Below are 25239 nucleotides of genomic sequence, written 5' to 3'. Positions count from 1 at the left end.
TGTACACGCTCCTTTTATTATGTAATCACATCTTGAAACTTTGTTACTCTTTGCAGAGTTTGTTCGTCTATATCAACACCTAAGCCGGGCTGTTCTAGTAAGATGCCATGGGATTTTGTCCTATTATGACCTGGGCAAAGGTCTGCTTTAACAGTTGGTATGTACTTTCAAACGTTTCACCTGTTACGAATTCATCTGGAACCGCTTCACCAAAACCCGAAATTCCTTGGTCAGGCTTCAATCTTAATGATGATGGAAGGCATTTCATGATAAGTATTGTAACTGACAGTAAAAGGTTGATCAAGCGGTAAATGAATGGCGTAGAGGTGAATGGATGTAATCTTCCATATAGTTCGTTCCTTTCGCAAACTATTCAGACAGTTCATTTGTGATCATAAAATATTGCGGATTTTAAAAAGTATATGGAAGGAGCCTTATTCTGACCGCTTGTAATTCTAAACTACTTTTTGCAAGATTAGCTATTGACTCCGTTTATATTAACTACACTACTTTTTTATCTAGATTGTTCATCATCTATATATTACAGCTTATAATATGGTATTAATACCTGTTATGTCAAGGGGGTCTATCATATGAAGCTTTTATTGTCTCATTGTTAATGGAGTGATCATGCAGTAGAGGCGGCTGCTATAGAAATGAGAAGAAACTATATTACAAGCTATGGAGTAGGGGAGAGCTTGTCTTCAGTGAATCCAGACTGAACACTAGACGGTGAACACGATCATACTAAAGTACGGGGAACAAATAATGTGTATCTCCATCACTTCCGTTAAGCACACCCTAATTCCAACCAAAAAAAAGCCGGCCCACTCACGGACCGGCGTTGTTCATATTCACAATGTAATCTTTAAGGGACCCGCGGCTTTTACTCTGACCATTATGGCGTTGCCTGGGAGGTAGGCAAGCGGGAAATCTTCGAGTTGGATGATGTCCACCTTGGCGGGATCAGCCCCGGCTTGAATGGCTTCCAGGATGGCTTCCTTCCTTGCTTCTTCAATGACCGTTTTATAGTCTTGATTTTCGAGTGAGTAGATTCTTTCTACGGTCCCGCTAATATCGCCAAGGGCAGCGCCGATGGCGTTAGCGACACTGGCGTGGGCCGGGCGGATGACACGGCTTGCTCCTTTGAGTGTTTTAGGCATAAGTGCTGCTCCGCCGCCTACCAAAACGACCGGGAGGTCTTCTGCGCTCGTTTTCATCCGGTCGATGGCATCTTCGACCATGCGAACGAAGTCTTTATAAATCAATTCGCAGGGAACATCATCAACTCTTGATGCATCTGTTCCCTCGATTTCCATTTGGCCGGTGCCAATTGCCACATCTGTTGCTGTTAGTTCATCACCGCCGAAGACGATTGCTTTTTCCGGCAATTGATATCCAACGCTTTCCGGTCCGATTTTCCACGAGCCTTCCTTCAAATACACCCGTGTACCGCCGCCAAAGCCGATAGAGTATATGTCTGGCATGCGATAATTAGTCCGGACTCCGCCCACTTCTACCGCTAGTGAAGTTTGGCGGGGAAAGCTGTTTGCGAGCACACCAATATCTGTCGTGGTACCGCCGATATCTACTACGATTGCATCATCTTCTTTTGATAAATGGGCCGCTCCGCGGATGGAGTTGGTCGGGCCGCAAGCGATCGTGTAGATTGGATATTTTTGTGCGTAGCTGTTTGTCATCAATGTGCCATCATTTTGTCCCAGATAAATATGGGCATCAATTCCTTCGTCTTTTAAAGCTCGTTCGAAATCTGTGGACACGCGGCTGATGACAGTCATCAAAGCGGCGTTTAAAACGGTCGCATTTTCGCGTTCAATTAATCCGATCGAGCCAATTTCGCTTGATAACGAAATGGGGATTCCGGGCAGTTCTTTTTCAAAAAAAGCCGCGGCCTCTTTTTCTTGATCACTTAGTACAGGAGAGAAGACGCCGGAAATCGCGATCGAATCGACTTTGCCCCGGAAGCGGTCCGCCGCGACTTTTAGCTCTTCCGCATCCAATTTTGAGATAGGGGAGCCGTTATATTCATATCCCCCATGGATCAAGACGGTTTCCGCCTGTACTTTTTCCACTAAATCTGGTGGCCAATCCAGCAGGGGCGGGACGGTTGTCCCGCTTGGCAAACAAAGACGGACAATACCGACTTTGTTCAGTGATTTTCGTTCCACAATCGCGTTTGTGCAATGAGTCGTTCCAAGCGTGGCGATTTGTATTTTTTTTACATTCACGTTCGTTTCTGCCAACAGCTTTTTGATCGTTTTTTGGATTCCCGTAAATACATCTTTTGTTGTAGGGGATTTTGTGCTGCCAAGCACTTGATTGTCATTATCCAACAGGACGCCGTCCGTGTTCGTTCCTCCTACATCAATTCCCAATCTGATCATTTGTCCAATCGCTCCTTTACTAATGTTTCGAGCGGAATATAGTCATATGGATATTTGAAATATCTTGGTCCAGCCGTTTCGATTCCCATGTCAGTCCGCCACTTTTCGTGCGCGGGGAAGGCGGTGATGACAACGCGCGCGCCATATTTGAGCCCCTCGGTTGTGATAGGCATTCCGGTTTCTTCATCAAGGACGGCGATCAAGTCCGGCGTCATGGCAACCGGCTTGCCGTTCACCTCTGCCAGCAGGTGCTCGTTTTGGAAAAATAATGTCGCGGACTTGTCTTGAAAGTTGTCGAGTCCTTCAAAATGGGCTTCGCCTCTTGTAAATCCGCCTTCAATCTTTCTTTTAATGAGGGCGGCTTTTCCTTTAAACAGAATGTGGCCATTCAAAAGCCGGGTGATTTGTGAGATGGGATGCTCCGCCGACTCTCTTTTTCCCCGTAAAAGGCCACCCACATTTTTGGCAAGCGTCAAAGTTCCGGGAATGACGCTTTCTTTCGCCTGTTTTCCGGTTATTCCATAGTCGCAGACAATCGAAGAGCCGCCCATGGAGATGGTGACGTTACGGGAGATTTTTTCACTCCAATAGCCGTCGGCCGGTTCGATCGTCACAACGTTTCCTTGTTCATCCCCCAATGTGACGAGTTCAGGTTTGAGACCGTCTAAATGGAATGTCACCATTTGCGCTTCGGGAAAAGCGCGGCCCATCGCATCTCCATCCAGGATGGGAATATTGTTCATGGCGGCCACCGCCACAGGGATGAGGGAATTGACGCCGCCTATTTCAATCGGCATGACGACGTCGGTCTTTTTGCCGCTTGCTTTTTCAAAAGCTTTTAATGGAGCGGCCAGTTGCTCGAAGGATGGAATTTTTTCGACAAGAACGCTTGGCGAGCCCATTCCGGAAGCCGGCAGTATCCATTGATCATCCTTCAGTTCATCAACAGTGATCACTTCAACGGGACCGTATTGTTGTATGGCGGATAAAGCCATCATTTTTCCGATATAGGGGTCACCGCCGCCGCCTGTTCCGAGCACGGTTGCGCCGACGGCAATACATTCAATATCTTCTTCCGTTAACCATTTCATTTAAAAACGCTCCTTTTTATAAAAAATCAGAATGAAAATCAACTGGAAGATAAATGCGGTCAAAAAGCTGTCCAAAGAAGGAATGGTTGTTAAAGTAAACAGCGCCAATCCAATCGGGCCTTCCATTGTCAGCCAGCTGATCAAAGTTCCGAGCGCCCAGGCCAAAAGCGGCAACAGCTTAAAGCGTTTATCGTTTTCTTCCCGGAACAACCGCATGCCCCCGATATAATAGGATGCTGTATAAACACCGCCGATGGGGGTGATAAACATCGTCATAATCGTTAAAAAGTCGATAAAGTGATCATAAATACCTAGGACGGCAAGTAGTGTGCCGACAACTCCGGCGATCAGGGTGAGTGTCACTTTGCTCGTTTTGGTAAAAATAACCGATAGGCTCAATCCAGATGAATAGGCGTTGCTCGTATTCGTTGTCCATTGGGCCAAAATCAGTACTAAAATGCCCGGAATACCGAGGCCGACTGTAATCATTATCGTTGTTAAGCTGCTTTCATCCATAATGCGAGACAAAATCATTGCGATAATGATCATAAAACTGTTTCCGAAGAAAAATCCGAAAAAGGATGCCAGGACGGCATCTTTTTTTGTTCGAGCCCATCTTGAAATGTCCGGTGAAATCGTCGCCCCGACAACAAAAATACTGATGACGAGCGAGATGGCCATCCCAAACGTAAATGTGTTTTCTACGGGGGCGTTCAGTTCGCTCGCGCCAAATTGCCGAATGGCCAGCCCCACTGCCGCCAAGACAAGGATGAGCAGCAGTGGAACGGACCATGAGCTTAATTTTTCAATCGCTTTATAGCCGATTACTGCGGTTGTCATCATTAATATTCCGCCAATTGCAGCTAACAACGGGACAGGAGCTTTTAATCCGAGCGCACCTTCAATGGCGGCATACGCATTCTCGGCAAAGAATCCGGCTTGGACACCGAACCAGCCCAGTAAGGAAATCGCCATAAATAAGGACACAAGCTTTGCTCCCGAAATGCCGAATGTAAATCTGGAAATCATTGATGTGGATAATCCGGTTACCGCTCCGACGTAGGCGCAAAAAGCGGCTAAGATGCCTAAAATGGCAGAACCGATCAAGACCGCCCACAAAGCGTCTTGAAAGGCCATGCCTTTTCCGAGTTCCGCCCCGAACAGCATCGCGGATAAGTCGATGCCAACCGCGATCCAAACGAGGCTGATGGAAAACCATGCTTTCCTCTCGCTCATCGGAACGGCTTCTCTGGCGTAATCATTTTTCATTTTCATATCCTCCCAGCAAAATCCTCATGATGTAAAGAGCTTCTTCTATTTGATGTTGCAGTTGTTTTTGATCGTACAGATTTATTTCCCAAAAAACCCCATCCATGATTACGACAAATTGTTTGATGAGCCTTGTCGCCTGATATTCAGTTATAGACGGGATGTCCCGTGTAATCAGTGTCAATAAAGAGTTAATCAACCAGTCGTCAAACTGTTGGATATGCTCCTGAAGATACTCATGGATTTCCGGCGGCGGTGCGGTGACAAGAGAAATGTAGGCATTCGTTTCCTCGTTATTCTCTTGGTGATAGGCGACCGCTCCTTTGATCAGCGCTTCAAAAATGTCAAAAATCGGCCGATCATGCACTTTTTGAAGAATTGACTGCATTTCTATGAAATGATCTTTTAATAGCTTTTGAAAAGCCGCCAAAAACAGCGCTTCTTTATTTTTGTAAAAAAAATAAATCGATGCTGGTTTTATGCCGACTTCTTTGGCAATATTCCGCATCGTGGCACCGTGGTAATTGAATTTGGAATATTCGCGAATGGCAGCTTGCAAAATCTTGTCTTTTGTCAAAAAATTCCACACCACCTAACAAGTGTTAGGTTAATGATAATGGAGCTTTTGGCGAAAATCAATAGGATAATAGAGGATGCCGGATAAGTGCTTGTTTCTTAGACAGGCAGTTTTAGGCAATCGCGAACGGCTTTTCTTTATGCCCCACAAACTTCTTGTTTCTAACTATCATCCGAACTCCAGCATTTTTTCCTTGAAGGTTTTATTGATTGGATCTTATTGGATTGAAGGTTTTATTGAATGGAAAATCTTATTGAAATCTCTATTTTACGTATCATCTGAAGGGAGATAGATTGAGGGCTCATCATGACAAAAGGTTCATTTTTGTCATAGCTCTTGTTTTTTTATTCAAAATTTGTATAATATTAAGTAAATCTAATAGCAATAACTGGGGGTGCCCAATGAGTTGGGCTGAGAGGAGAAACACGATGAAGTTTCTTGACCCTTTGGACCTGATCTGGTTAATGCCAGCGTAGGGAAGTTAGTCGGCAGTTTTGGGATACAGTATATGCAAGCCGGGTCCAGTCTTTCTTTGTGGACCCGGCTTTTTAATGTATCTGCCTCCAAGCTGTGTATTCAGATCTCGTCCTTTCAATTATTTTGTAGAGGAGAGATTTTTTTATGTCCATGTCATTCACAAATGAAAAAAATGGTACAGTCATGTTTCAATTTCCAGGAAGCAAAAAAGTGTATGTAGAGGGGTCAAGGCCTGATATCAGGGTTCCCATGCGGGAAATTATGTTGAGTGAGACGAAGACGGAGGCCAAAGTGGAAGCGAATTCTCCTGTTCGAGTATATGATACAAGCGGTCCATATACGGATCCTGATGTTAGCGTAGACATTGCCAAAGGCTTGCTTCCGCTTAGAAGCAAGTGGATTCAAGAACGAGGGGATGTAGAAGAATATGAAGGCCGGGAAATGAAACCGGAAGACAATGGCTTTAAATCCAATCATGACCCCCGTGCCGATCGTCATATTTTTCCCGGGTTAAAGCGTAAACCACTCCGCGCCAAAAAAGGTGCAAACGTTACCCAGTTGCATTACGCCAAAAAAGGGATTGTTACACCTGAAATGGAATTTATTGCAATTCGAGAGAATATGAAACCAGAATTTGTCCGGGATGAAGTGGCAAGCGGCAGGGCGATCATTCCTGCAAACATTAATCACCCAGAGGCTGAGCCCATGATTATTGGGAGAAACTTTCATGTGAAAATCAATGCGAATATTGGGAATTCCGCGGTAACGTCCTCCATCGAGGAAGAAGTCGAGAAAATGACTTGGGCAACACGCTGGGGCGCTGATACAATCATGGATCTATCAACAGGGAAAAATATTCATACAACCCGTGAATGGATTATTAGAAACTCTCCGGTTCCGATTGGGACAGTTCCCATTTACCAGGCCTTGGAAAAGGTAAATGGAGTTGCGGAGGATCTTACATGGGAAGTATATCGCGATACTTTGTTGGAGCAGGCGGAGCAGGGGGTCGATTATTTTACCATTCATGCCGGCGTTCTGTTGCGATATGTTCCTTTGACAGCCAATCGTGTTACAGGAATCGTCTCCCGGGGCGGGTCTATTATGGCCCAATGGTGTCTGTATCACCATAAAGAAAACTTTCTTTATACTCATTTTGAAGAAATATGTGACATCATGAAGACTTATGATATCGCCTTTTCGTTAGGGGATGGCTTGCGTCCGGGGTCGATTGCGGATGCAAATGATCAAGCGCAGTTTGCGGAGTTGGAGACGCTTGGTGAACTGACGAAAATAGCCTGGAAGCATGATGTCCAAGTGATGGTGGAAGGGCCGGGGCATGTGCCGATGCATCTTATTAAAGAAAATATGGACAGGCAAATGGAAGCCTGCCAAGAAGCTCCCTTTTACACGCTAGGACCACTGACAACCGATATTGCTCCTGGGTATGATCACATTACCTCCGCTATTGGCGCTGCAATGATTGGCTGGTATGGAACCTCCATGCTTTGCTATGTCACCCCAAAAGAACATTTGGGACTTCCGAATAAAGATGATGTTCGGGAAGGGGTCATCACTTATAAAATCGCCGCACATGCGGCAGATTTGGCGAAAGGCCATCCGGGTGCGCAGATGAGAGATGACGCACTTTCCAAAGCCCGATTCGAATTTCGCTGGGAAGACCAATTCAACTTATCATTGGATCCGGAACGGGCAATGGAATATCATGACGAGACTCTTCCGGCTGATGCGGCCAAAACAGCGCATTTCTGCTCCATGTGCGGACCCAAATTTTGCAGCATGAGAATTTCTCATGACATTCGTAAATATGCGGAAAAAAACAACTTAAACACGCAGGAAGCATTTGAAAAAGGAATGCAGGAAAAAGCGGCTGAATTCCAAAAAGCCGGAAGCAGTATATACCAATAATTTTCTCTGGAGGTTTTCCGTATGAATGTACAAAAAATAAGAGAGGAAATTAAGCAGTTGGAAAGGAAAATAGAGGTATTGCAGGTACGGATAAATGAAATCCAACAAGCCTGCGACCATCATTTTATTGGCGATGCATATTATGAAACCTGCAGCAAATGCAATAAGGTGAATGTATTATATTATTACTGGTTCACTACTAAAAGCCCCCGAAAGGAAACTGATATGCTCCCCTAAAGGTAGACAGATAAAAAATAAAAATCTGTTTTCCTTAAGGGGAGTTTTTTTCTAAAAAAGCGATTTGCGACCCCGCTTCCGAAAATATGCCTGCTTAAGGATCGCCCGGGAAATAGGGTGCTTACATCCATGGTGGGATTGCCAAGTGCTATCCCGTCCTTATCGGTTATTTTGGTAAAAGGCGTATCAGAGGTTATTCTGTTCAACAATCAAGCTGTGGCTAAGCCTTCCGTCGGTAAGTCAAAGGGTGTTTCCTTTAGATGAACCGGGCCGCTGGCCAAACAAATGATGATCGCCAAAGCTGGCGAAGCGGGAGTTGATCCCGCTAAATCGGGAACGGCGATATCGAAGACGGTCCCCTCGCCTATTTTCCGGAAGTCCATCCGCGTCCGGGTAGAGCTGCGGTGGGAGATGGAGAGAAAGAAAGCTCTCGTGAAGGGGCTTTTTATTGATGTTCTACATACGATATTCCCAAAAGATGTTGGAGGGATTTATCGTGGCGAAATGGATTGATGTTTCAACGACGAAACACCAGCTCAAGCTTTTTGACGGAAACAAGTTGATAAAGACGTACCCGATTGCTGTCGGCAAGATGTTAACGCCAACACCATACGGAAACTTTGCGGTCATCAACAAACAGCGGAATCCCGGAGGTCCGTTTGGTGTTATGTGGATCGGGTTATCAAAGCCCCACTACGGAATTCATGGGACAAATAACCCTTCTTCCATTGGCAAAAACGTTTCACATGGCTGTATTAGAATGCATAATCGTGATGTGCTGGATCTTGCCCGCCGAATTCCGATTGGGACGCGGGTCGTGATTCATAGGTAGGGGCCGGATTCTTTTTTTTTGCTACAGGATATTTTCTTTTTGCAAGGAGTGGGCTATTCTTAAAAAGAGACTACTCGAAATGCCGTTTTAAAAGTAAGATGCGGTATTGGAGTCATTTACAATAAAATTGTCTGTTTCAAAAAAGTTGCGAAGCTTTGTCCCTTTGGATAGGGCTGTTTTTATACCTAAAAAAGAGGAGCAGGATAATGAATATAAGAAACGTGAAATCTTCAGATTACAAGATCATTATTTCTGTGTTAAATGAGTGGTGGAATGGTCGTACGATGACGGATATGCTGCCCAAACTATTCTTTGATCATTTTCAAGACACTAGTTATATCATTGAAGAAAAGGGGGAAATAATCGGGTTTCTGATTGGATTTTTATCGCAATCACGCAAGAAAGAGGCCTATATCCATTTTGTTGGCATACATCCCCATTACCGCCAACACGGTATCGGGCGCAAACTTTATCAAACCTTCTTTGATCATGTAAAGAAAAAAGCGGTTAAAACAGTTCGCTGTGTCACATCTCCAGTGAATCAAAGCTCTATCGCTTACCATACGAAAATGGGTTTTGTCATTGAAAAAGGAGATAAACAGGTGGATGGCATTGATGTACATAGTGATTATGATGGTGTGGAACAAGATAGAGTGTTGTTTGTTAAGGCGCTATAACTATCATTACATTTCAGTATGATACGAAAAATGAAAACGAATCACCGTATAGAAAGAGGGTACTTATGCTGTATTTATATTTTATAAGACATGCGCAGACAGAATGGAATGTTGCGGGAAAAGTTCAAGGCCGGAGGGATTCCGGTTTAACTGAAAAAGGAGTGGAAGATGCGCGACTGCTTGGAGAAAAGTTCAAAGAGATAGATTGGCAAGCGGTTTACACGAGTCCGAGCAAGCGTGCCGTGAGGACGCTGGAGTTGATTCATGGAGAAAGCTTTTCTTCTTATACCGTTGATGGGCGACTGATAGAGATGGATCTTGGAGATCTGGAAGGAAAGACAATGGAAGAAATTAAGGAGCTTTACCCTGAGCAATATCATCATTACTGGCATCAGCCAAGTAAATATGTTCATACGTCTGGGGAAAACTTTTACGAAGTAAAAGATAGAGTCGAGGCGTTAGTCAAGGAATTGCTATCCACCTATGAATCTGGCCATGTTTGTATCATTACCCATGGTGTTGTCGTGAAAATGGTGCAGCTTATTTTCCGCCAGCTTGACATGGACCAGCTTTGGAAAACTCCTTATATCGAAGGAACGAGTGTAACGGCTTTAAAAAGAGCCGGCAGCCAAATTGAAATTCTCTCGGAAGGGGATTTGAGCCATCTTTCATTGAAAAATCCAACTGTACAATAAGAGACGATCATGTATACTAAAGTCAAGTTGACAATTTCATATGGAAAGAATGGGGTGTCTTATGAAAAGACTTAATAGGGAAGTTGGTGAAAATCCAACGCGGTCCCGCCACTGTGAATGGGAGTGAGCTGAGTATCCACTGTGTTTCATTGCATGGGAAGGAACAGCGATCACGATGACCATAAGCCAGGAGACCTGCCTGATTCTTCACGCCATGAACCTACGAGGATAGGGAGGTGTACTGGTGGAATCGCCATCTAATATTGGATGGCTGTTCCAAACTGCACACATCTCTTGCGAAGAGATGTTTTTTTATTGAGAAAAAAATCAATTTACAGGGGGAGAAACATTGAAAAAATTCCACATTTTATTACTATCCATTTTCATGCTGTTCAGCCTGTTGACCGGTTGTAATCAGGCTGCTGAAAAAAGTGGAAAAACAGATCAACCATCCGAACAACAAACGAAACAATCGGAACAGGCGGCTTTTCCAGTCACATTAACGGACGGTAACGGGGAAGAGATAACGATTGAAAAGGAACCCGAAAGAATTGTATCCGCCCTCCCAAGCAACACTGAAATTGCGTTTGCCCTTGGATTGGGTGATAAAATTGTCGGCGTATCCGACCATGACAATTATCCAGAAGAAGCGGCCCAGAAGGAAAAAATCGGCGGCCTTGAGTTGAACATAGAAAAAATCCTCTCCTTGGACCCCCAGCTTGTGCTGGTTGACCCTTCCAATGATCAAAAAGCTGTAGAGCAATTAAAAGCGGCAGACATTCCGGTGCTTGTTGTCAACAGCTCGGAAAGTTTGGATGATGTGTATAAGTCGATTGAGTTAATCGGAAAAGCGACAAATACAGTGGATGAAGCGGAAAAGGTCATAGAGGATATGCGGAAAAAAATCGCCGATGTTGAAGCTAAGGTTAAGGGGATAAAAGAAGAAGACAAGAAAAAGGTTTTTATGGAAATATCTCCCGAACCGGAAATCTATACAGCAGGTAACAATACGTTTATGGATACACTCCTCACGATTATTCATGCAGAAAACGCCTCTAAAGAAATTGACGGCTGGCAGAAGGTAAATGATGAAGCTGTTATCAAGATGAATCCGGATGTCATCATTACTACATATAGCAACTATGTGGATAATCCGGTGGAACAAGTGTTAAAGCGTGAAGGCTGGACTGATATTACGGCCATTAAGGAAAAACAGGTTTTTGATGTGCACTCCGATCTCATCAATCGTCCCGGTCCCCGTCTGGCGGAAGGGGTTGAAGAACTGGCAAAAGCAGTGTATCCCGATGCATTTCAATAATTGGCGGATAGGGCGGGGATTCTCGCCGAACGCCATTTTTTAGAAGGAAACATCCTTACGAGGCACGATTCATTACCATATTAAGCATGAAAGAAGAGATTCCCATGATTGAAGTTATTCAAGCTTCGGGTGGCTATTGGCGTAAGCCTGTCGTTCAAGATATATCTTTTCAAGTACAAAAAGGGGAGTTTTTCGGCATCATCGGTCCAAACGGGAGCGGAAAAACAACGCTTTTAAAGATGATGAGCAACACGATGCCGCTTCAGTCGGGTGAAATGAGGCTGGCCGGCCGTCCCATCTCATCTTTTTCCTCGAAAGAATTTGCCCGGTTAACGGCTGTCCTCCCGCAAATGTCATCTTTGGCTTTTAATTACACAGTGAAAGAAACCGTTTCTTTAGGGAGGTATGCCCATCAAAAAAGCTTGTTTCATTCTTTTGATGAGGCAGATGAAAAGATCATTCACGAAGTGATGGAGCAGACAGGCATTCTCCAATATGCCGAAAGTCCGTTGGAAGAGCTCTCGGGCGGGGAAAGACAGCGCGTCTTTTTGGCACAGGCGTTGGCACAAAAGCCGAAAATTCTTCTTTTAGATGAGCCGACGAATCACTTGGATTTGGCCTACCAAAAAGAACTGCTCGATCTATTGAAAAAGTGGACAAAAGAAGAGAATCTCACAGTCGTTTCCGTGTTTCACGATTTGAACTTGGCTGGTCTGTACTGTGACCGCTTGCTGCTTTTGCATGAAGGAAAAAAGCAAATATGCGATGCGCCTGCTGAGGTGTTAAAAGAAGAAAGAATTCAGTGTATTTATAAAGCGGACATTGAAAAATATCCGCACCCAAAAGTGCCGAAACCACAAATGATGCTCGTTCCGCATCAATGGCCAAGTGGGCAGAATCCATTATTGCTGAAAGAAAGCATGCTGAAAGTATCGAATGAGACCATTACATTTGAATCACCGGTCCCGCTGCGGACGATGTCATCGGGTGTTACCGGATCAGGCGTGGGCTGGCACCGCTCTTTTGTCAACCGGCATGTGGACAAAAACTATCAATGCGACAACTTTAAGGAAGAGATGATCCTTTATTTAAAAGATCATGGATATGACCCGAATGAAACAGTCGGGATGATGACGGCGGTGAATCTGCACGATGTTTCCCACCAGGTGTTTGAAGAAGCTGGTTTGTCTGTGCTTGTTGTCGTGACCGCGGGTGCCGGGAATGCCGTCGATGCATCATTGGGTGAAAGACACCGGGTTCTCGTGTCCCCCGGAACCATTAACACATGGGTATTCGTAAACGGTAAGTTAACGGAGGAAGCTTTTATACAAAGCATTATGACGGCAACCGAAGCAAAGGTAAAAGCGCTGCATGAATGTCAAGTCGTCGATTCTTCGACAGGCACCCTTGCGACTGGAACATCGACAGATAGTATATTAATTGCGGCAACGCAGGAAGGGCCGTTTCTTCCTTTTGGCGGTTCGATCACGCTACTTGGCCGGCTGGTCGGCAAAGGTGTCTTTCTATGTACAAAAGAAGCGTTGCATAATCATTTACAAAGGAACGGCCTTCGTTGAACGCCCATGTAACAGCCCTTGCCCTCGCGTTTTTGCTTGATTTGGCCATTGGGGACCCGCCCGATTGGCCTCATCCTGTTAAATGGATAGGGAAAATGATTTCTTTCTTAGACCGCCGCTGGAATCGGGGATCGCATCGGAAGTTAAAAGGAACAGCCATGGTCTTGGCTGTTATCGGCATGGTCTATATTACGGGATTTTTTCTTGTCTCGCTTTGTTATCACATCCATCCTGTTGCGGGAATCCTCGTTGAAGCAGTCATCATATCAACAACGATTGCTCAAAAAAGCTTGGGTGAAGCCGCTCGTGAAGTATACGAGCCTTTACGGGACGGAGACCTCCCGGAAGCCAGGAAAAAACTGTCTTATATTGTAGGCCGCGATACACTGGGGCTTCCGGAGGCAGAAATCGTCAGGGGGACGGTCGAGACGGTTGCTGAAAATACGAGTGATGGAATTACGGCGCCGCTTTTTTGGGGGCTTATCGGGGGAGCGCCGCTTGCCCTCGTTTATCGGGCGGTCAATACATGTGATTCCATGGTCGGCTATCAAAACGAGCGTTATCGGGAATATGGTTGGGCTTCCGCCAAATTGGACGATCTGTTCAATTGGATTCCGGCGAGGCTTACGGCTATCATGATGATGTGTGTCATGAAGCCGGTAAAAACAACGTATCGCCACGCATGGTCCGTATTACTCCGGGATGCCAAAAAACACCCGAGTCCAAACAGTGGCTGGGGAGAAGCGACTGTCGCTGCTCTGCTCGGTATTCGCTTGGGCGGAGTGAATGTGTATCAGGGAAAAAAATCATACCGGATGGAAATGGGGGAGGGTCTGGAAAACTTGAACATCGACCATATTATGCAGACGGTTACGATCATGAAAAGGACTTCCCTGGTGTTCCTGCTGCTGATGATGATAGGGGGAGTCGCATGTGAACTGGCCTTTACATGGATCTAATCCAAAGTATCTATACGAATCACTGGATGTATTAAAACCCGGGCATGTGCTTGATTTTAGTGTGAATCTCAATCCATTTGGACCACCCCCTGCCATAAAGGAACATTGGGGGAGCTGGCTGGATCATATCGTCGATTATCCTGATCCGAAAGGTGAAAGGCTTGTTGAATTGATTGCCGCAAAGGAGCGGCTGTCGAATGACGCGGTTCTTTTGGGGAACGGCGGAGCGGAGCTTTTCACATTATTGGGGCAACTGTTGGCGAAACAAAAGATTATCATCGTTCAGCCAACGTTTACGGAATATGAAAAAATATGCCGGGCGAATGGCTGCATCGTTTCTTTTTTTCAACTGAGTGAAGAAAGTGGCTGGACGCAAGATACTGATCTTTTACTGGAACAAATCAAAGAGGCCGATGCGTTGTTTTTATGTCATCCGAATAATCCGACGGGGACGGCTTATCCACAATCTGTTTTGTTGGAAATATTGGCGGCTTGTCAAGAGCATGACTGCTTTTTCATTGTGGATGAAGCATTTGAAGATTTTCTTGAGGAAAGGCGTACGCTCGCATTTTGTGTAAAGGAATATTCCCGACTCATTGTTGTCCGTTCGTTAACAAAAATGTATGCTATCGCGGGTCTAAGACTTGGGTTTTTGCTGGCTTCCCCAGAAGTAGTGGCAAGACTAAGGAGTTTTCAGCCATATTGGGCGGTCAATTCGCTCGCATTATTGGCCGGTGAGTGTTGCTTGCAAGAAGAAGGATATGCTCGGAAAACGCGCCGGTGGGTCGCAAAGGAACGGCTTCGTATTCATGAAGCTTTGCGGTCAATGGGTTACATCTTGTCCGCCAGCCAAGTGAATTTTTATTTGTTGAAAGACCCGTTGCTTGCTGACCAACTCCCGCTTTTGACCTTTTTACTTGCAAAAGGAATTGTGCCGAGACACACGATGAATTATCCTGGTCTTGACGGCCGCTGGCTCCGGTTTGGAGTGAGACAGGCAAAGGAAAATGATGTTCTTTTGGAGGCTTTAGGGAAATGGAAACAGCATTGACTTTTATTACAGGAGGCGCAAGAAGCGGGAAAAGCACGTTCGCGGAGCAGACAGCGGCTCGGTTGGCACTAAACGAAGGGGGCAAACTTCATTATATCGCCACGAGCAAACCGTCGGATGAGGAAATGCGGCTGCGGATCCGCCGGCATAAGGAGCAAAGAAAAAAAGGAGGCTTTCCATGGAGAACGTGGGAATGTCACGATCGTTTGGGGGCCATCGTTGCTCATTTTGGTCCGGAGGATATTGTGTTGCTGGATTGTTTAACGATTTTGTTGGCGAACGAGTTACGATTGGATGGAAAACAAGACCGGGTGCTGGAAGCGATTTTGCGTCCCATAGATGACTTGAAAAAACATTGTCGGGCATTGGTCGTTGTTTCGAATGAAGTGCTCAACGCTCCGCTGAATAATGATCGGCTCACGCTGACGTATGGGCATTTGCTTGGGAATCTGCACCGGGAGCTTGTGAAAAGAGCATCGGCAGCATATTTGGTGGAAGCGGGAATTCCTGTTTTGATGAAGGGGATAAAATCATGAGAGTGATGATATTGGGGACAGCTTCAGATGCCGGAAAAAGTTTCATCACTTCAGCGCTTTGCCGATTGTTGAAAAACGAAGGATGGAAGGTCGCCCCATTTAAATCCCAGAATATGACAAACAACACGTTTTTAACAAAAGAGGGCGATGAAATCGGTCTGTCGCAAGCGATTCAGGCGAAAGCGGCAGGAATCGAACCATCCGCTTTCATGAACCCGATTTTATTAAAGCCTGTGGATGGCCGGACAGAGGTGATTTTATGCGGGAAAAAGACGGATTCGTTTTCATATGAAATGGGATTGGCTGCGATTAAAGAATCATTAAACGAATTGGCAAAGCGTTACGATGCCATCGTGCTGGAAGGCGCTGGAAGTCCTGTTGAAGTCAATTTAAGAGAAAAAGAGCTTGTCAATATGAGAGTGGCAAAGATCGCGGAGGCTCCAGCCCTGCTCGTGGCCGATATTGACCGCGGCGGGGTGTTTGCAAGCATTGTGGGAACACTCGAACTGCTCGCTCCTGAAGAAAGCAGACGGATAAAAGGCATTATTATTAATAAGTTTCGCGGCGATGTTTTGCTGTTCCAAGACGGTGTGCGCTGGATTGAGGAAAAAACCGGCGTTCCAGTTGTAGGGGTCGTCCCCTTTATGAATAACGGGTCTATGGGAGATTTGGCAGAAAACGTCAAAGAGCATCTTGATTGGCCGCGGATAAAAGAGATCATGGTTCGGTGGAAAAAACGATGAGAAGCTATTGGTTCGGTTTCCTTATCGCTCTTCAGTTTTTTAGCACGATTCCGATTCGCAAAGAAATACCGATGACTTCGGTGTACGTTGAGCGTGCTGTTCGATTTTTGCCGTTCTTGGGCATGCTTCAAGGTTTGGTCTATTCCGGATGCTTATACATGTTATTGGAATGGTCGCCGTTTTCCGATCTTGCCGTGTCATTTATGATCTGGTTTCTGATGATTGTGGTTACCGGCGGGATTCACCTGGATGGCTGGATCGACAGCAGCGATGCCTATTTTTCCTATCGGGACCGGGTAAAACGTCTGGAAATCATGGTTGATCCGCGAGTGGGAGCGTTTGGCGTCATCAGTATCATCGTGCTACTAGCAGCGAAATTCCTTTTTATTTATGAGATTGTTCAAAAGGCTGAAGATGTTACATATTTATGGATCATGCTGATTCCTGCTTTAGGTAAAATGGTTGCCGGGCTGATGCTTTTATTTGTACCGGCTGCGAAAAACGACGGGCTGGCCCATTTTTTTCAACAAGCATGCAGACGGCAAACAGGATGGGTATATCCTATTTATCTTCTCGTTTTTTTATGGAATACAGAAGCTCTCTTGATGATCATTGCTGCGATTTTGTTGTTCGTTATGTGGAAAAAAGTGGCCAAAACAGCATTTGGCGGGATCACAGGTGATATCGTCGGGGCCGCTACTGAGGGGACGGAAGCCGGATTATGGATGATCGTTTGGTTATTACATTATTACGCCATGGGATGACGGATGAGAATGAGCGGTCTGCCTACATTGGCTGGACAGATTCTCCCCTGAATAAAAAAGGCCGGGAAATGGTGCGGGCGCTTTCCAGTCATGTGATATCGCCCGGTGTTATTTTTTCAAGTAGCGCTGCTCGCTGTTTGGAAACAGCCGGTATCTTATTTCCTAGGCAAACTGTGATGGCGCTCACCGAATTAAAGGAGATGCACTTTGGTGATTGGGAAGGAAAAACTTATGAGGACTTGCGGCAATTGAAAACTTACCAAGCGTGGCTTGATGCCCCTTTTTCTAAGGGGCCTGACAGTGGAGAATCGTTTGACCAGTTTGCGGCACGAGTGCAAACAGGCTGGGATTTCATAAAAGCGCACATCGAAGCAGTTCAAGTTAACAGCGCTGCCGTCATCACTCACGGAGGAGTGATTCGCTTTTTGTTATCGAAGGTGGCGCCGGAAAGCAAAGCTTTTTTTGAATGGCATGTCCCGTTGGCTTCTGGATACGAACTCGTTTGGACAAAGGAAGGATTTAGGAGGGGTGACATATGCATTTCGTTACAGGAGGTGCCTTTAATGGAAAGGCCGAGTGGGTGAGGTCGTTTTACAAACTTCATAAAGAAAGTTCATTCAATTGGTTTTCCGCTTATCGGGAGGATGCCCTTCCGAATGATCTCCCTGAAAGCCGCATCGTCGTGTTGGAAGGTGTTGAGCAATGGATTTTGCAAATGGGCTCCGCCTTTACCCGGGATACGGGAAGAACATGGATCGAAGCCTGGCTTGATTGGGAAAGAAGCGGTGAGCGAACAATTGTTTTAATAGGAACGGATATTTCTAAAGGAATTGTGCCGATGGAAAGAGAAGTAAGAGAGTGGCGTGATTTGACGGGCTGGTTTTACCAAGATGCGGTCAAATGCTGTGACCGGTTTGATTGGATCTGGTACGGTGTGGCAAAGCGCTTGAAATAAGCATCTTGATCGTAGTCCGTATAAGAGATTGCTAGTATTTTGATGATAAGCGGCTCGTAATCGCGAGTTCAGGAGGGTGGAGAGCATGTCGTGATCAGCGGCGAGTGTTTGCGTAAAGCGGTAAGTATTTGTGGAAATTATCAAGTATTTGCGTAAAGCGGTAAGTATTTGTGGAAATTATCAAGTATTTGCGTAAAGCGGTAAGTATTTGTGGAAATTAGCGAGTAATTCTGTAAAGTGGTAAGTGTTTATGGAAATTAGCGAGTGTTTGCGTAAAGCGGCAAGTATTTGTGGAAGTTAGCGAGTATGTTCATGTTGGCTCGCATCCAGAATCATTCTGGTCGGAAATGTCGCATAGACGATTAACCATTTTGGGGAGGGGAAAGTGTTGAAAATTTATACGAGAACGGGTGACAAAGGAAAAACGAGCATTATTGGCGGCCGGGTTGATAAAGACGATATTCGGGTGGAGGCGTATGGAACGGTCGATGAGTTGAATGGTTTTGTCGGGCAGGCAATGGCGGAGCTTGATCGTAACCAATTTGCGGATGTTCTGGATGATCTGGAAAAAATTCAGCATGAACTGTTTGATTGTGGCGGGGATTTGGCCAGTGTTTCGAAAAAACGGCCTTTGAAGTTAACGGAAGAGGCGATCACATACTTAGAAGAGAGGATCGACAAGCTTGTTGAAGAAGCACCAAAATTGGAGCGGTTTATTTTACCGGGGGGCACGAAGCCTGCCGCATCCATTCATATCGCTCGAACTGTGACGAGAAGGGCGGAACGGCTTGTTGTGAAGTTAATGAAGCAAGACGAGTCTCTTTCTCTGGTCACTTTGCAATATTTGAACAGGCTTTCCGATTATTTTTTCGCGCTGGCCCGGGTTATTAATTTCCGGTTGAATGTGCCAGATGTCGAGTATGTCAGAAGCGCGAACGTATTCCGTGACGGAAAGCGCAAGGGGAAGAAGGATGAGCGTTAAAAAGATCAGCTTGCTCGCGTTGTTTCTGGCTCTGTCAGTCATCGGGGCTTCGATTAAAATTCCTTCCTTTGTTGGAAGCATTGCTTTGGATTCCTTCCCGGCACTCCTTGCGGCCGCATTGCTTGGCGGAAGGGCGGGCGGTTTTGTGGCGGGTTTCGGCCACCTGTTATCTGCATTAATTGCCGGGATGCCGTTGGGACCGGCGCATTTTATCATTGCTCTAGAAATGGCAGTGGTCGTCTGGATGTTTTCATGGGTATACCGGAGCGGCAAAAGGAAAACGGCGGCCATCCTTTTTATCCTAAGCAACAGCCTGATCGCTCCTTTGCCTATGATTTTTCTTTTCAACACAGCATTTTACGTAGCCATTGTTCCTTCTTTGCTCCTTGGTGCGGCATGCAACACTATTGCGGCGCTTCTCATTATTCCAAGGTTTGAAGGCATTTTCCAAAAAAGGATTTGGGGATCAGCAAGATGAAGAGAGATGTTGCTATCATTCCGTTTAATGACAGGCTGGAACTTGTTGTGGCTTGTGACAACAGCGGGGCGATCGGAATGAAGCCGGACGATCAAGTGGCTGTTCCCTATGAGATTGTGTCCTATTACAGTTTTCGCGTCGCTTTTATGGAGTGCGTGTCGGCAGGAGCTGTCCCGTTTTCTGTTGTTCTTTACAACTTTTGCGGAGATCGTGCCTGGTTTTCTCTTAAGGAGGGGATTACAAAAGGGATTCGAGAATTGGGTTTGGAGGAGCTTTCTATAACCGGAAGTACGGAAACAAATTTTTCCTTAAGTCAGTCAGCTGTTGGCATTTCTGTCCTGGGTAAAAGAGAGAAACGGAAGGAAGCTCCCTTGTGTTTGACGGAACAGATGAAAGTGGCCGTCATAGGGAAACCGCTAGTCGGGAATGAGGTCATTGAATGTAACGGAGATGTGGCGCCGCTACGTCTTTTTCAATGGTTTTCACGTCAAAAAAAGGTGCTTTCCATCGTTCCCGTCGGTTCCAAAGGCATTTTATATGAATTGAGGGAGCTTTTTGCGGCCCAATCTTTACAGTTTTCCTCTCCATTGAACATGGAAAAAACAGCGGGTCCATCGACTTGTTTTATTGTCGTATATGACGCTGCGGCAGAAGACAACATTCGGATGCGCGCCGGGCGACTCTTTCACCCGGTACAAGTGATTACGTAAAGTATTCAATTTTTCCTTCCGGGAAATATGTTTCGATATACTTGAACAATGTTTCTTTCATTTCTGTCTCTTCTTCTTTCGGATAAATATATTTGCCAATGCCGTATTTACCCCATTTATAACGGCGTCTTTCTTCATCCAGTTCGAGTTTGGTCATCGGGTAATTTTTTTGAATTACTCTCTTGGCCGGTTTTGTAAAGCGATGCTGGATCAATTCGAACGTCACTCCATTTTTCGCCTCATCAGGCAGTTCGGCACTCAGTTGTTCGAAAAGCTGCCTGTAACCTTCCTGCCAACCTTCGTGCAAATAAATCGGCGCAATGATGAAGCCAAGGGGATACCCGGCGTGGGCGACCTTTGCGGCGGCTTCAATCCGCTCGTGTAACCGGGATGTCCCCGGTTCAAAATATTTGATCACGTATTCCGCGTTCATGCTAAAGCGAAAACGGGTCCGCCCGTTATGTTTGGCATCAAGCAAATGGTCAACGGTGTTAAATTTTGTCACGAACCGAAGCCTGCCAAAATCCGATTGCCCGAAATATTCGATTGCTCTTTTTAACGTATGCGTCAAATGGTCAATCCCGACGATATCTGATGTGCAGGATGCTTCAAACCTTGTAATTTCAGGGGTTCGTTCATCAATATACTGTTGTGCCGCCTGTAAAATTTCATCGACATTGACATACGTTCGAATATAAGGTTTGCTGCCCATCGTCGTTTGTAAATAACAATAATGACAGTGGCCCATGCAACCCGTTGCAAATGGAATGGCATATTCGGCAGATGGTTTGGATGTGTCAAATTTTAGCGTCTTTCTCAACCCGACAACGAGTGTTGATTTGGCAATCCGGTACCTTTGAAAATCATTCTCTCCCGGCAAATTACGGATTTGGTTGTGTGAGGTCGTATACCGGATTTCTGTTCCCAAGTCGGTAAATTTTTGAAACAGTTGTTCCCCAAGTGGATATTCCATTGCTTTTGGTTCGAAGTATACAAGTTGCGGCATAAATGGCTTCACCATTTGCTATCCCTCCTTTAGGTTTGTATGAAAAATTATTCAACTGAGCCAAAGTAGTAGTTATAAGCTTTTTCAGCCTCTTCCTCCGTACGGTAAATTGCCATATCCTCCGTGATCGGATAGTACGTTTCGTACAGGAAAACGGCAAGTTGGCCCGGGTGATCGGGATCGCTGACAATGGCCGCCTCTTGAATCATGGCAACGTTTTGCGTATGGGGGTTGCGGTACAGGACATAAACAATGTCTCCGGGAGAATACGTAGGTTCAAATATATTCATGAAAGATTCTCTCCTTTTTACGTTATTATGGCTTGGATGGACTGTTCCATACAGAATAGCTACTTTTTTCGCTTCTTTAATGATAAAATGAAACCATGATAAAAGACCTAGCGCACTTTTAGTTCTTTTTGGCCATAAAAAGAAGTTTCAATTTTCTTAAAGATCAATCTATAATGAAAATAAGATATCTTTGAGGTGATCTATTTGATAAAAAGAAAGTTGATGCAGGAGCTTTGGGAGGACTTTGTTTGGCATGGACAGCTCCATAGAGCTGTCAAAAAAGAGGTACGGGAGGCATGGCTGCGTTCAAAAGCTTACGGTGTGGATCCGTATATCCATAGGGGAACAAATGTGATGTCGCCTAGTGAATTGAAAAGTCTGCAGTTGAAGAAAAAGGAATTTATCAGCACTTCTCTCCCGCTTATGGAACATCTTTTTTCCATTGTCAAAGGCTCGGGTTTTCTTGTTATTCTGTGTGACGAACATGGCCGTCTTATCAAAATGCTGGGTGATAAGGAGCCGTTACGATTGGCCGAGAAAGTTCAATTTCTGGAAGGGGCGTTATGGAGCGAAGAGGCAAAGGGGGCCAACGGGATTGGCACTTGTATCGCAAGAGGAAAACCTACACAAATTTGGGAGTTCGAACATTATATACAAGCAAGCCATCCATGGACGTGTTCCGCAGCTCCGATCCGCAATTCTGCGGGAAATATGGTTGGCGTTTTGAATATGTCGGGGCTGGGAGGGAAAGCTCATCCCCACACGCTTGGTTTGGTTGTTCCTTCTGCAGAGGCCATCGAGAAGCAATTACAAATGTTAGAAAAATCAAGAGGCAACGAAGTGAAGAACCGTCTTTTGGAAGTCACGACGGATACGTTTGCTGAGGGAATGATCATCATTGATACATATGGGAAAATTATCAAGACGAATCGAGTGTTGCAGCGGATCATCCAAAAGAAAGAACATGAATTGCTCGGAAAGCATGTTACGGACATTTTTATAAATCGCATCTTCTATGATTTGCCAGCTATTCCAAATGACCTGCATCAAGAAATAAAACTAAAATTGTTAAACAATCTAAAACAGACTCATGTGTTGCTTACCTCCAAAACGATCTTTCAACATAGTCAAAAAATCGGGAAATTATTAACGATAAAAGAAATTCAAAGAGCAAGGCCATTCATCGATCCGCTTTCAGGCAGCCAGGAGAAAGTGACATTTCGAGATATTGTTGGTAAAAGCAAAATCATCCGGAAAAGTAAGCTGGAAGGCAAAAAGGCCGCCCGTTCTGATTCCAACGTGCTGCTCATTGGCGAAAGTGGGACAGGCAAAGACATTTTTGCGCAGTCGATCCATAACGAAAGCAAGCGAAAACATAAACCATTTATTGTGATCAATTGCGGCGGCGTTCCACGTGATTTGCTCGGCAGTGAGCTTTTCGGCTATGAGGATGGCGCTTTTACGGGTACACGGAGAGTCGGCAGTTCGGGAAAGTTCGAACTTGCGGACGGGGGAACGGCTTTTTTAAATGAAATTGGTGAAATGTCTTTGGAAATGCAAGTGGTTCTGCTAAGGATTTTACAAGAAAAAGAAGTTGTCCGGATTGGCGGCCATAAGATGATTCCAATCGATGTTCGAATTATCGCAGCGACAAATAAAAATTTGCATGAGGAAGTAGAGAAAGGGAATTTTCGGGAAGATCTATTTTTCCATCTGAACGTCATCCCGATTCATCTTCCGCCTCTCCGGGAAATAAGGGAAGATATTCCATTACTGGCCGCCCATTTTATTGAAAAATGGGCAGAGAGATGGGGCAAGCCTTTTATCAAGGTATCTCCTTCATTTTACGATACGCTTCAGCTATACGAGTGGCCCGGCAATATTCGTGAGCTCCAACATATATTGGAGATGGCCTTGGTCAGAATGAGCGGATGTGAGCTTGGCATGGAAGTGTTGCCGGTAGATTTATCCCGCATATAAGGTGCCGTAAGACTCCCACATTAAAATCTTGAGTGAATACAAAATGTCCAAGTGGGAGAAACGGCATCTAAATGCCCGATTGGTTCAACTAACATTCAGTAGGAGATGGAAGAAAACGCCTACTGAATGAAGTTTTACTTTATTTGGAAGACTGATGCCCCAGTATAATGGGGAGGTCCCATTAAAGGAACAGATTAAAAAACAGGCGCTGATTCGCTCCATCCAGCTTTGCAACGGCGATTACAGCTTGGCCGCAAAACACTTGGGAATAGCGGGAAGCACTTTATACAGGCAGTTGAAAGGTATGGGTTTCGTCGATAGGCAATGATTGATTTTATATCCCCATTTTTTTACGAAGTGTCATAGTCGAGCAGAAGAAGTTTAAGCGGTCCCGGGTTATCGTCATGGGGAAGTGTTTTTGAAAACAATATAATTTTTTGAAACTTTATAATATAATGTATTTGCACAATTTTTTCTCAAAGATGTTGAAAAATCATGTAGGGAGGAAAGTAAGCATGCCCAAGACAATGTTTAAGCTGGACCTTAGCAAACCAATGGAGGGACAGGCTCACCCGGGACATAATCGGTGGCACCCTGATATCCCGGCCGCTTTTTCGGTCAATCCGGGAACGGCATTTCGGATGGAGTGCAAGGAGTGGACGGATGGTCAAATTCAAAATAATGACAGTCCTAACGATGTAAGGGACGTAAATCTGGAACGCGTTCATGTGTTGAGCGGGCCAGTTTACGTAAATGGGGCAAAGCCGGGAGATTTGTTGGTCGTTGATATTTTGGATATAGGCGCTTTTCAGGAATATGAATGGGGATTTAATGGGATTTTTGCAAAAGAAAACGGTGGCAGCTTTCTCGTCGACCATTTTCCGGAAGCGCAAAAATCCATTTGGGATTTCGAAGGGATTTATACAACTTCACGCCATGTGCCTGGGGTTAAGTTTGCAGGAATCATTCATCCGGGTCTCATCGGAGTGGCGCCATCGCTGGAACTGCTGAACGAGTGGAACAGGAGAGAGGAAGCATTAAAGGCAACAAATCCCGATCGGGAGCCGCCGCTTGCCAATTTGCCAACACCTGAAAGCGCCGTTTTAGGAACACTCAAAGGTGCCGATTTTGACCGGGTAGCCAAGGAAGGTGCACGGACCGTGCCTCCAAGGGAAAACGGCGGAAACTGTGATATCAAAAACTTGTCGAAAGGATCCAGAATTTTCTTCCCGGTGTTTGTGGACGGAGCAAAGTTGTCGGTGGGAGACCTCCATTTCTCGCAAGGGGACGGGGAAATTACATTCTGCGGCGGAATTGAAATGTCGGGATGGATCGACCTGAAGGTCGATGTCATCAAAGGTGGAATGGAAAAATATATGATTAAAAACAACCCTGTTTTCAAACCGGGGCCTGTCGATCCTCTTTACACCGACTTTCTCGTCTTTGAAGGCGTTTCTGTTGATGAAAAAGATGGAAAACAACACTATTTGGATGCCAACATCGCTTATCGGAGGGCATGCCTAAACGCGATTGACTACTTAAAAACACTTGGATATACAGGTGAGCAGGCATACATGCTGCTCAGTTCGGCACCGGTTGAAGGCCATGTCGCCGGCATTGTCGATATTCCGAACGCTTGTTGTACGGTTGCGCTACCAACGCAAATATTTGAAAAAGACATCATGCCGAAATAACAGGAGG

The 25239-nt window shown here is 45.3% G+C and carries 27 protein-coding genes, 1 pseudogene and 2 riboswitches; of the genes and pseudogenes, 21 read left to right on the top strand and 7 right to left on the bottom strand.

Going from position 1 to position 25239, the window contains the following annotated elements; translation table 11 throughout:
• Positions 1–106: 106 nt before the first annotated feature.
• The 5 genes and pseudogenes from MHB50_RS16830 to MHB50_RS16810 all read right to left on the bottom strand — a co-directional run.
• Positions 107–386, bottom strand: a pseudogene (locus MHB50_RS16830) (hypothetical protein); the annotation flags it as partial.
• A 468-nt stretch (positions 387–854) separates the two neighbouring features.
• On the bottom strand, positions 855–2405 hold the full coding sequence (locus MHB50_RS16825) for a hydantoinase/oxoprolinase family protein (RefSeq protein WP_340084257.1): 1551 nt from the start codon (positions 2403–2405) through the stop codon (positions 855–857).
• Positions 2402–3496: a DUF917 domain-containing protein gene (locus tag MHB50_RS16820; RefSeq protein ID WP_340084256.1), complete on the bottom strand. Its 1095-nt coding sequence runs from the start codon at positions 3494–3496 to the stop codon at positions 2402–2404. The genes MHB50_RS16825 and MHB50_RS16820 overlap by 4 nt, the downstream gene beginning before the upstream one ends.
• A complete protein-coding gene (locus MHB50_RS16815) occupies positions 3497–4765 on the bottom strand; it encodes a cytosine permease (RefSeq protein ID WP_340084255.1) in 1269 nt (422 codons plus the stop codon).
• A complete protein-coding gene (locus tag MHB50_RS16810) occupies positions 4755–5342 on the bottom strand; it encodes a TetR/AcrR family transcriptional regulator (protein WP_339164841.1) in 588 nt (195 codons plus the stop codon). Before MHB50_RS16810 ends, MHB50_RS16815 begins: the two co-directional genes overlap by 11 nt.
• 380 nt (positions 5343–5722) lie before the next feature.
• Positions 5723–5838, top strand: a riboswitch (TPP riboswitch).
• A 125-nt stretch (positions 5839–5963) separates the two neighbouring features.
• On the opposite strand from MHB50_RS16810, the gene thiC reads away from it, so the two are divergent.
• The 18 genes from thiC (at position 5964) to MHB50_RS16720 (ending at position 20262) form a co-directional block, all read left to right on the top strand.
• Positions 5964–7748 (top strand): phosphomethylpyrimidine synthase ThiC, encoded by a 1785-nt coding sequence (thiC, locus tag MHB50_RS16805; protein WP_340084254.1) that lies wholly within the window; start codon positions 5964–5966, stop codon positions 7746–7748.
• Between the two features lie 21 nt (positions 7749–7769).
• Positions 7770–7985, top strand: coding sequence for a serine protease (locus MHB50_RS16800; RefSeq protein WP_340084253.1), 216 nt, complete (start codon positions 7770–7772; stop codon positions 7983–7985).
• Between the two features lie 285 nt (positions 7986–8270).
• Positions 8271–8498, top strand: a complete 228-nt coding sequence (locus tag MHB50_RS16795; RefSeq protein WP_339164836.1) for a hypothetical protein — start codon at positions 8271–8273, stop codon at positions 8496–8498.
• Positions 8482–8817 carry a L,D-transpeptidase gene (locus MHB50_RS16790; protein WP_077111455.1) on the top strand — a complete coding sequence of 112 codons (336 nt, stop codon included), beginning with the start codon at positions 8482–8484 and terminating at the stop codon, positions 8815–8817. The genes MHB50_RS16795 and MHB50_RS16790 overlap by 17 nt, the downstream gene beginning before the upstream one ends.
• 206 nt (positions 8818–9023) lie before the next feature.
• The gene (locus tag MHB50_RS16785) at positions 9024–9494 is read left to right on the top strand and encodes a GNAT family N-acetyltransferase (RefSeq protein WP_340084252.1); all 471 of its coding nucleotides are present in this window, start codon (positions 9024–9026) and stop codon (positions 9492–9494) included.
• Between the two features lie 65 nt (positions 9495–9559).
• Positions 9560–10189: a histidine phosphatase family protein gene (locus MHB50_RS16780; protein WP_077111453.1), complete on the top strand. Its 630-nt coding sequence runs from the start codon at positions 9560–9562 to the stop codon at positions 10187–10189.
• 35 nt (positions 10190–10224) lie between these two features.
• Positions 10225–10407, top strand: a riboswitch (cobalamin riboswitch).
• 131 nt (positions 10408–10538) lie between these two features.
• The gene (locus MHB50_RS16775) at positions 10539–11507 is read left to right on the top strand and encodes an ABC transporter substrate-binding protein (RefSeq protein ID WP_077111452.1); all 969 of its coding nucleotides are present in this window, start codon (positions 10539–10541) and stop codon (positions 11505–11507) included.
• 104 nt (positions 11508–11611) lie between these two features.
• Positions 11612–13084: an adenosylcobinamide amidohydrolase gene (locus MHB50_RS16770; RefSeq protein ID WP_077111451.1), complete on the top strand. Its 1473-nt coding sequence runs from the start codon at positions 11612–11614 to the stop codon at positions 13082–13084.
• A complete protein-coding gene (cbiB, locus tag MHB50_RS16765) occupies positions 13081–14043 on the top strand; it encodes an adenosylcobinamide-phosphate synthase CbiB (RefSeq protein WP_340084251.1) in 963 nt (320 codons plus the stop codon). The genes MHB50_RS16770 and cbiB overlap by 4 nt, the downstream gene beginning before the upstream one ends.
• Positions 14018–15094 (top strand): threonine-phosphate decarboxylase CobD, encoded by a 1077-nt coding sequence (cobD, locus tag MHB50_RS16760; protein ID WP_077111449.1) that lies wholly within the window; start codon positions 14018–14020, stop codon positions 15092–15094. The genes cbiB and cobD overlap by 26 nt, the downstream gene beginning before the upstream one ends.
• Positions 15079–15630 carry a bifunctional adenosylcobinamide kinase/adenosylcobinamide-phosphate guanylyltransferase gene (locus MHB50_RS16755; protein ID WP_077111448.1) on the top strand — a complete coding sequence of 184 codons (552 nt, stop codon included), beginning with the start codon at positions 15079–15081 and terminating at the stop codon, positions 15628–15630. The genes cobD and MHB50_RS16755 overlap by 16 nt, the downstream gene beginning before the upstream one ends.
• Positions 15627–16373, top strand: a complete 747-nt coding sequence (locus MHB50_RS16750; RefSeq protein ID WP_077111447.1) for a cobyric acid synthase — start codon at positions 15627–15629, stop codon at positions 16371–16373. The genes MHB50_RS16755 and MHB50_RS16750 overlap by 4 nt, the downstream gene beginning before the upstream one ends.
• On the top strand, positions 16370–17137 hold the full coding sequence (gene cobS / locus MHB50_RS16745; protein ID WP_077111507.1) for an adenosylcobinamide-GDP ribazoletransferase: 768 nt from the start codon (positions 16370–16372) through the stop codon (positions 17135–17137). Before MHB50_RS16750 ends, cobS begins: the two co-directional genes overlap by 4 nt.
• Positions 17095–17721: a histidine phosphatase family protein gene (locus tag MHB50_RS16740; RefSeq protein ID WP_077111446.1), complete on the top strand. Its 627-nt coding sequence runs from the start codon at positions 17095–17097 to the stop codon at positions 17719–17721. The genes cobS and MHB50_RS16740 overlap by 43 nt, the downstream gene beginning before the upstream one ends.
• Positions 17673–18092 (top strand): bifunctional adenosylcobinamide kinase/adenosylcobinamide-phosphate guanylyltransferase, encoded by a 420-nt coding sequence (locus MHB50_RS16735; RefSeq protein WP_077111445.1) that lies wholly within the window; start codon positions 17673–17675, stop codon positions 18090–18092. The genes MHB50_RS16740 and MHB50_RS16735 overlap by 49 nt, the downstream gene beginning before the upstream one ends.
• A 388-nt stretch (positions 18093–18480) precedes the next feature.
• A complete protein-coding gene (locus tag MHB50_RS16730) occupies positions 18481–19074 on the top strand; it encodes a cob(I)yrinic acid a,c-diamide adenosyltransferase (protein WP_077111444.1) in 594 nt (197 codons plus the stop codon).
• The gene (locus MHB50_RS16725) at positions 19064–19552 is read left to right on the top strand and encodes an ECF transporter S component (RefSeq protein ID WP_340084250.1); all 489 of its coding nucleotides are present in this window, start codon (positions 19064–19066) and stop codon (positions 19550–19552) included. The genes MHB50_RS16730 and MHB50_RS16725 overlap by 11 nt, the downstream gene beginning before the upstream one ends.
• On the top strand, positions 19549–20262 hold the full coding sequence (locus tag MHB50_RS16720; RefSeq protein ID WP_340084249.1) for an ATP-binding protein: 714 nt from the start codon (positions 19549–19551) through the stop codon (positions 20260–20262). The genes MHB50_RS16725 and MHB50_RS16720 overlap by 4 nt, the downstream gene beginning before the upstream one ends.
• Here the strand turns inward: MHB50_RS16720 and splB are convergent.
• A complete protein-coding gene (gene splB / locus MHB50_RS16715; RefSeq protein WP_077111441.1) occupies positions 20255–21283 on the bottom strand; it encodes a spore photoproduct lyase in 1029 nt (342 codons plus the stop codon). The genes MHB50_RS16720 and splB overlap by 8 nt on opposite strands.
• 32 nt (positions 21284–21315) lie before the next feature.
• Complete coding sequence (locus tag MHB50_RS16710) at positions 21316–21558, bottom strand: transcriptional regulator SplA domain-containing protein (RefSeq protein ID WP_340084248.1); 243 nt, start codon at positions 21556–21558, stop codon at positions 21316–21318.
• A gap of 204 nt (positions 21559–21762) precedes the next feature.
• On the opposite strand from MHB50_RS16710, the gene MHB50_RS16705 reads away from it, so the two are divergent.
• The 3 genes from MHB50_RS16705 to fmdA all read left to right on the top strand — a co-directional run bounded on the left by MHB50_RS16705 (position 21763) and on the right by fmdA (position 25232).
• On the top strand, positions 21763–23538 hold the full coding sequence (locus tag MHB50_RS16705) for a sigma-54-dependent Fis family transcriptional regulator (protein ID WP_340084247.1): 1776 nt from the start codon (positions 21763–21765) through the stop codon (positions 23536–23538).
• A 154-nt stretch (positions 23539–23692) separates the two neighbouring features.
• A complete protein-coding gene (locus tag MHB50_RS16700; protein WP_205179568.1) occupies positions 23693–23866 on the top strand; it encodes a helix-turn-helix domain-containing protein in 174 nt (57 codons plus the stop codon).
• Positions 23867–24053: 187 nt separating this feature from the next.
• Complete coding sequence (gene fmdA, locus MHB50_RS16695) at positions 24054–25232, top strand: formamidase (RefSeq protein WP_205179571.1); 1179 nt, start codon at positions 24054–24056, stop codon at positions 25230–25232.
• Positions 25233–25239: the final 7 nt, after the last annotated feature.

The organism is Siminovitchia sp. FSL H7-0308 (assembly GCF_037980985.1).
GTDB classification, from domain to species: Bacteria; Bacillota; Bacilli; order Bacillales; family Bacillaceae_C; genus Siminovitchia; species Siminovitchia thermophila.
This window is presented reverse-complemented; position numbering and strand designations above follow the sequence as displayed.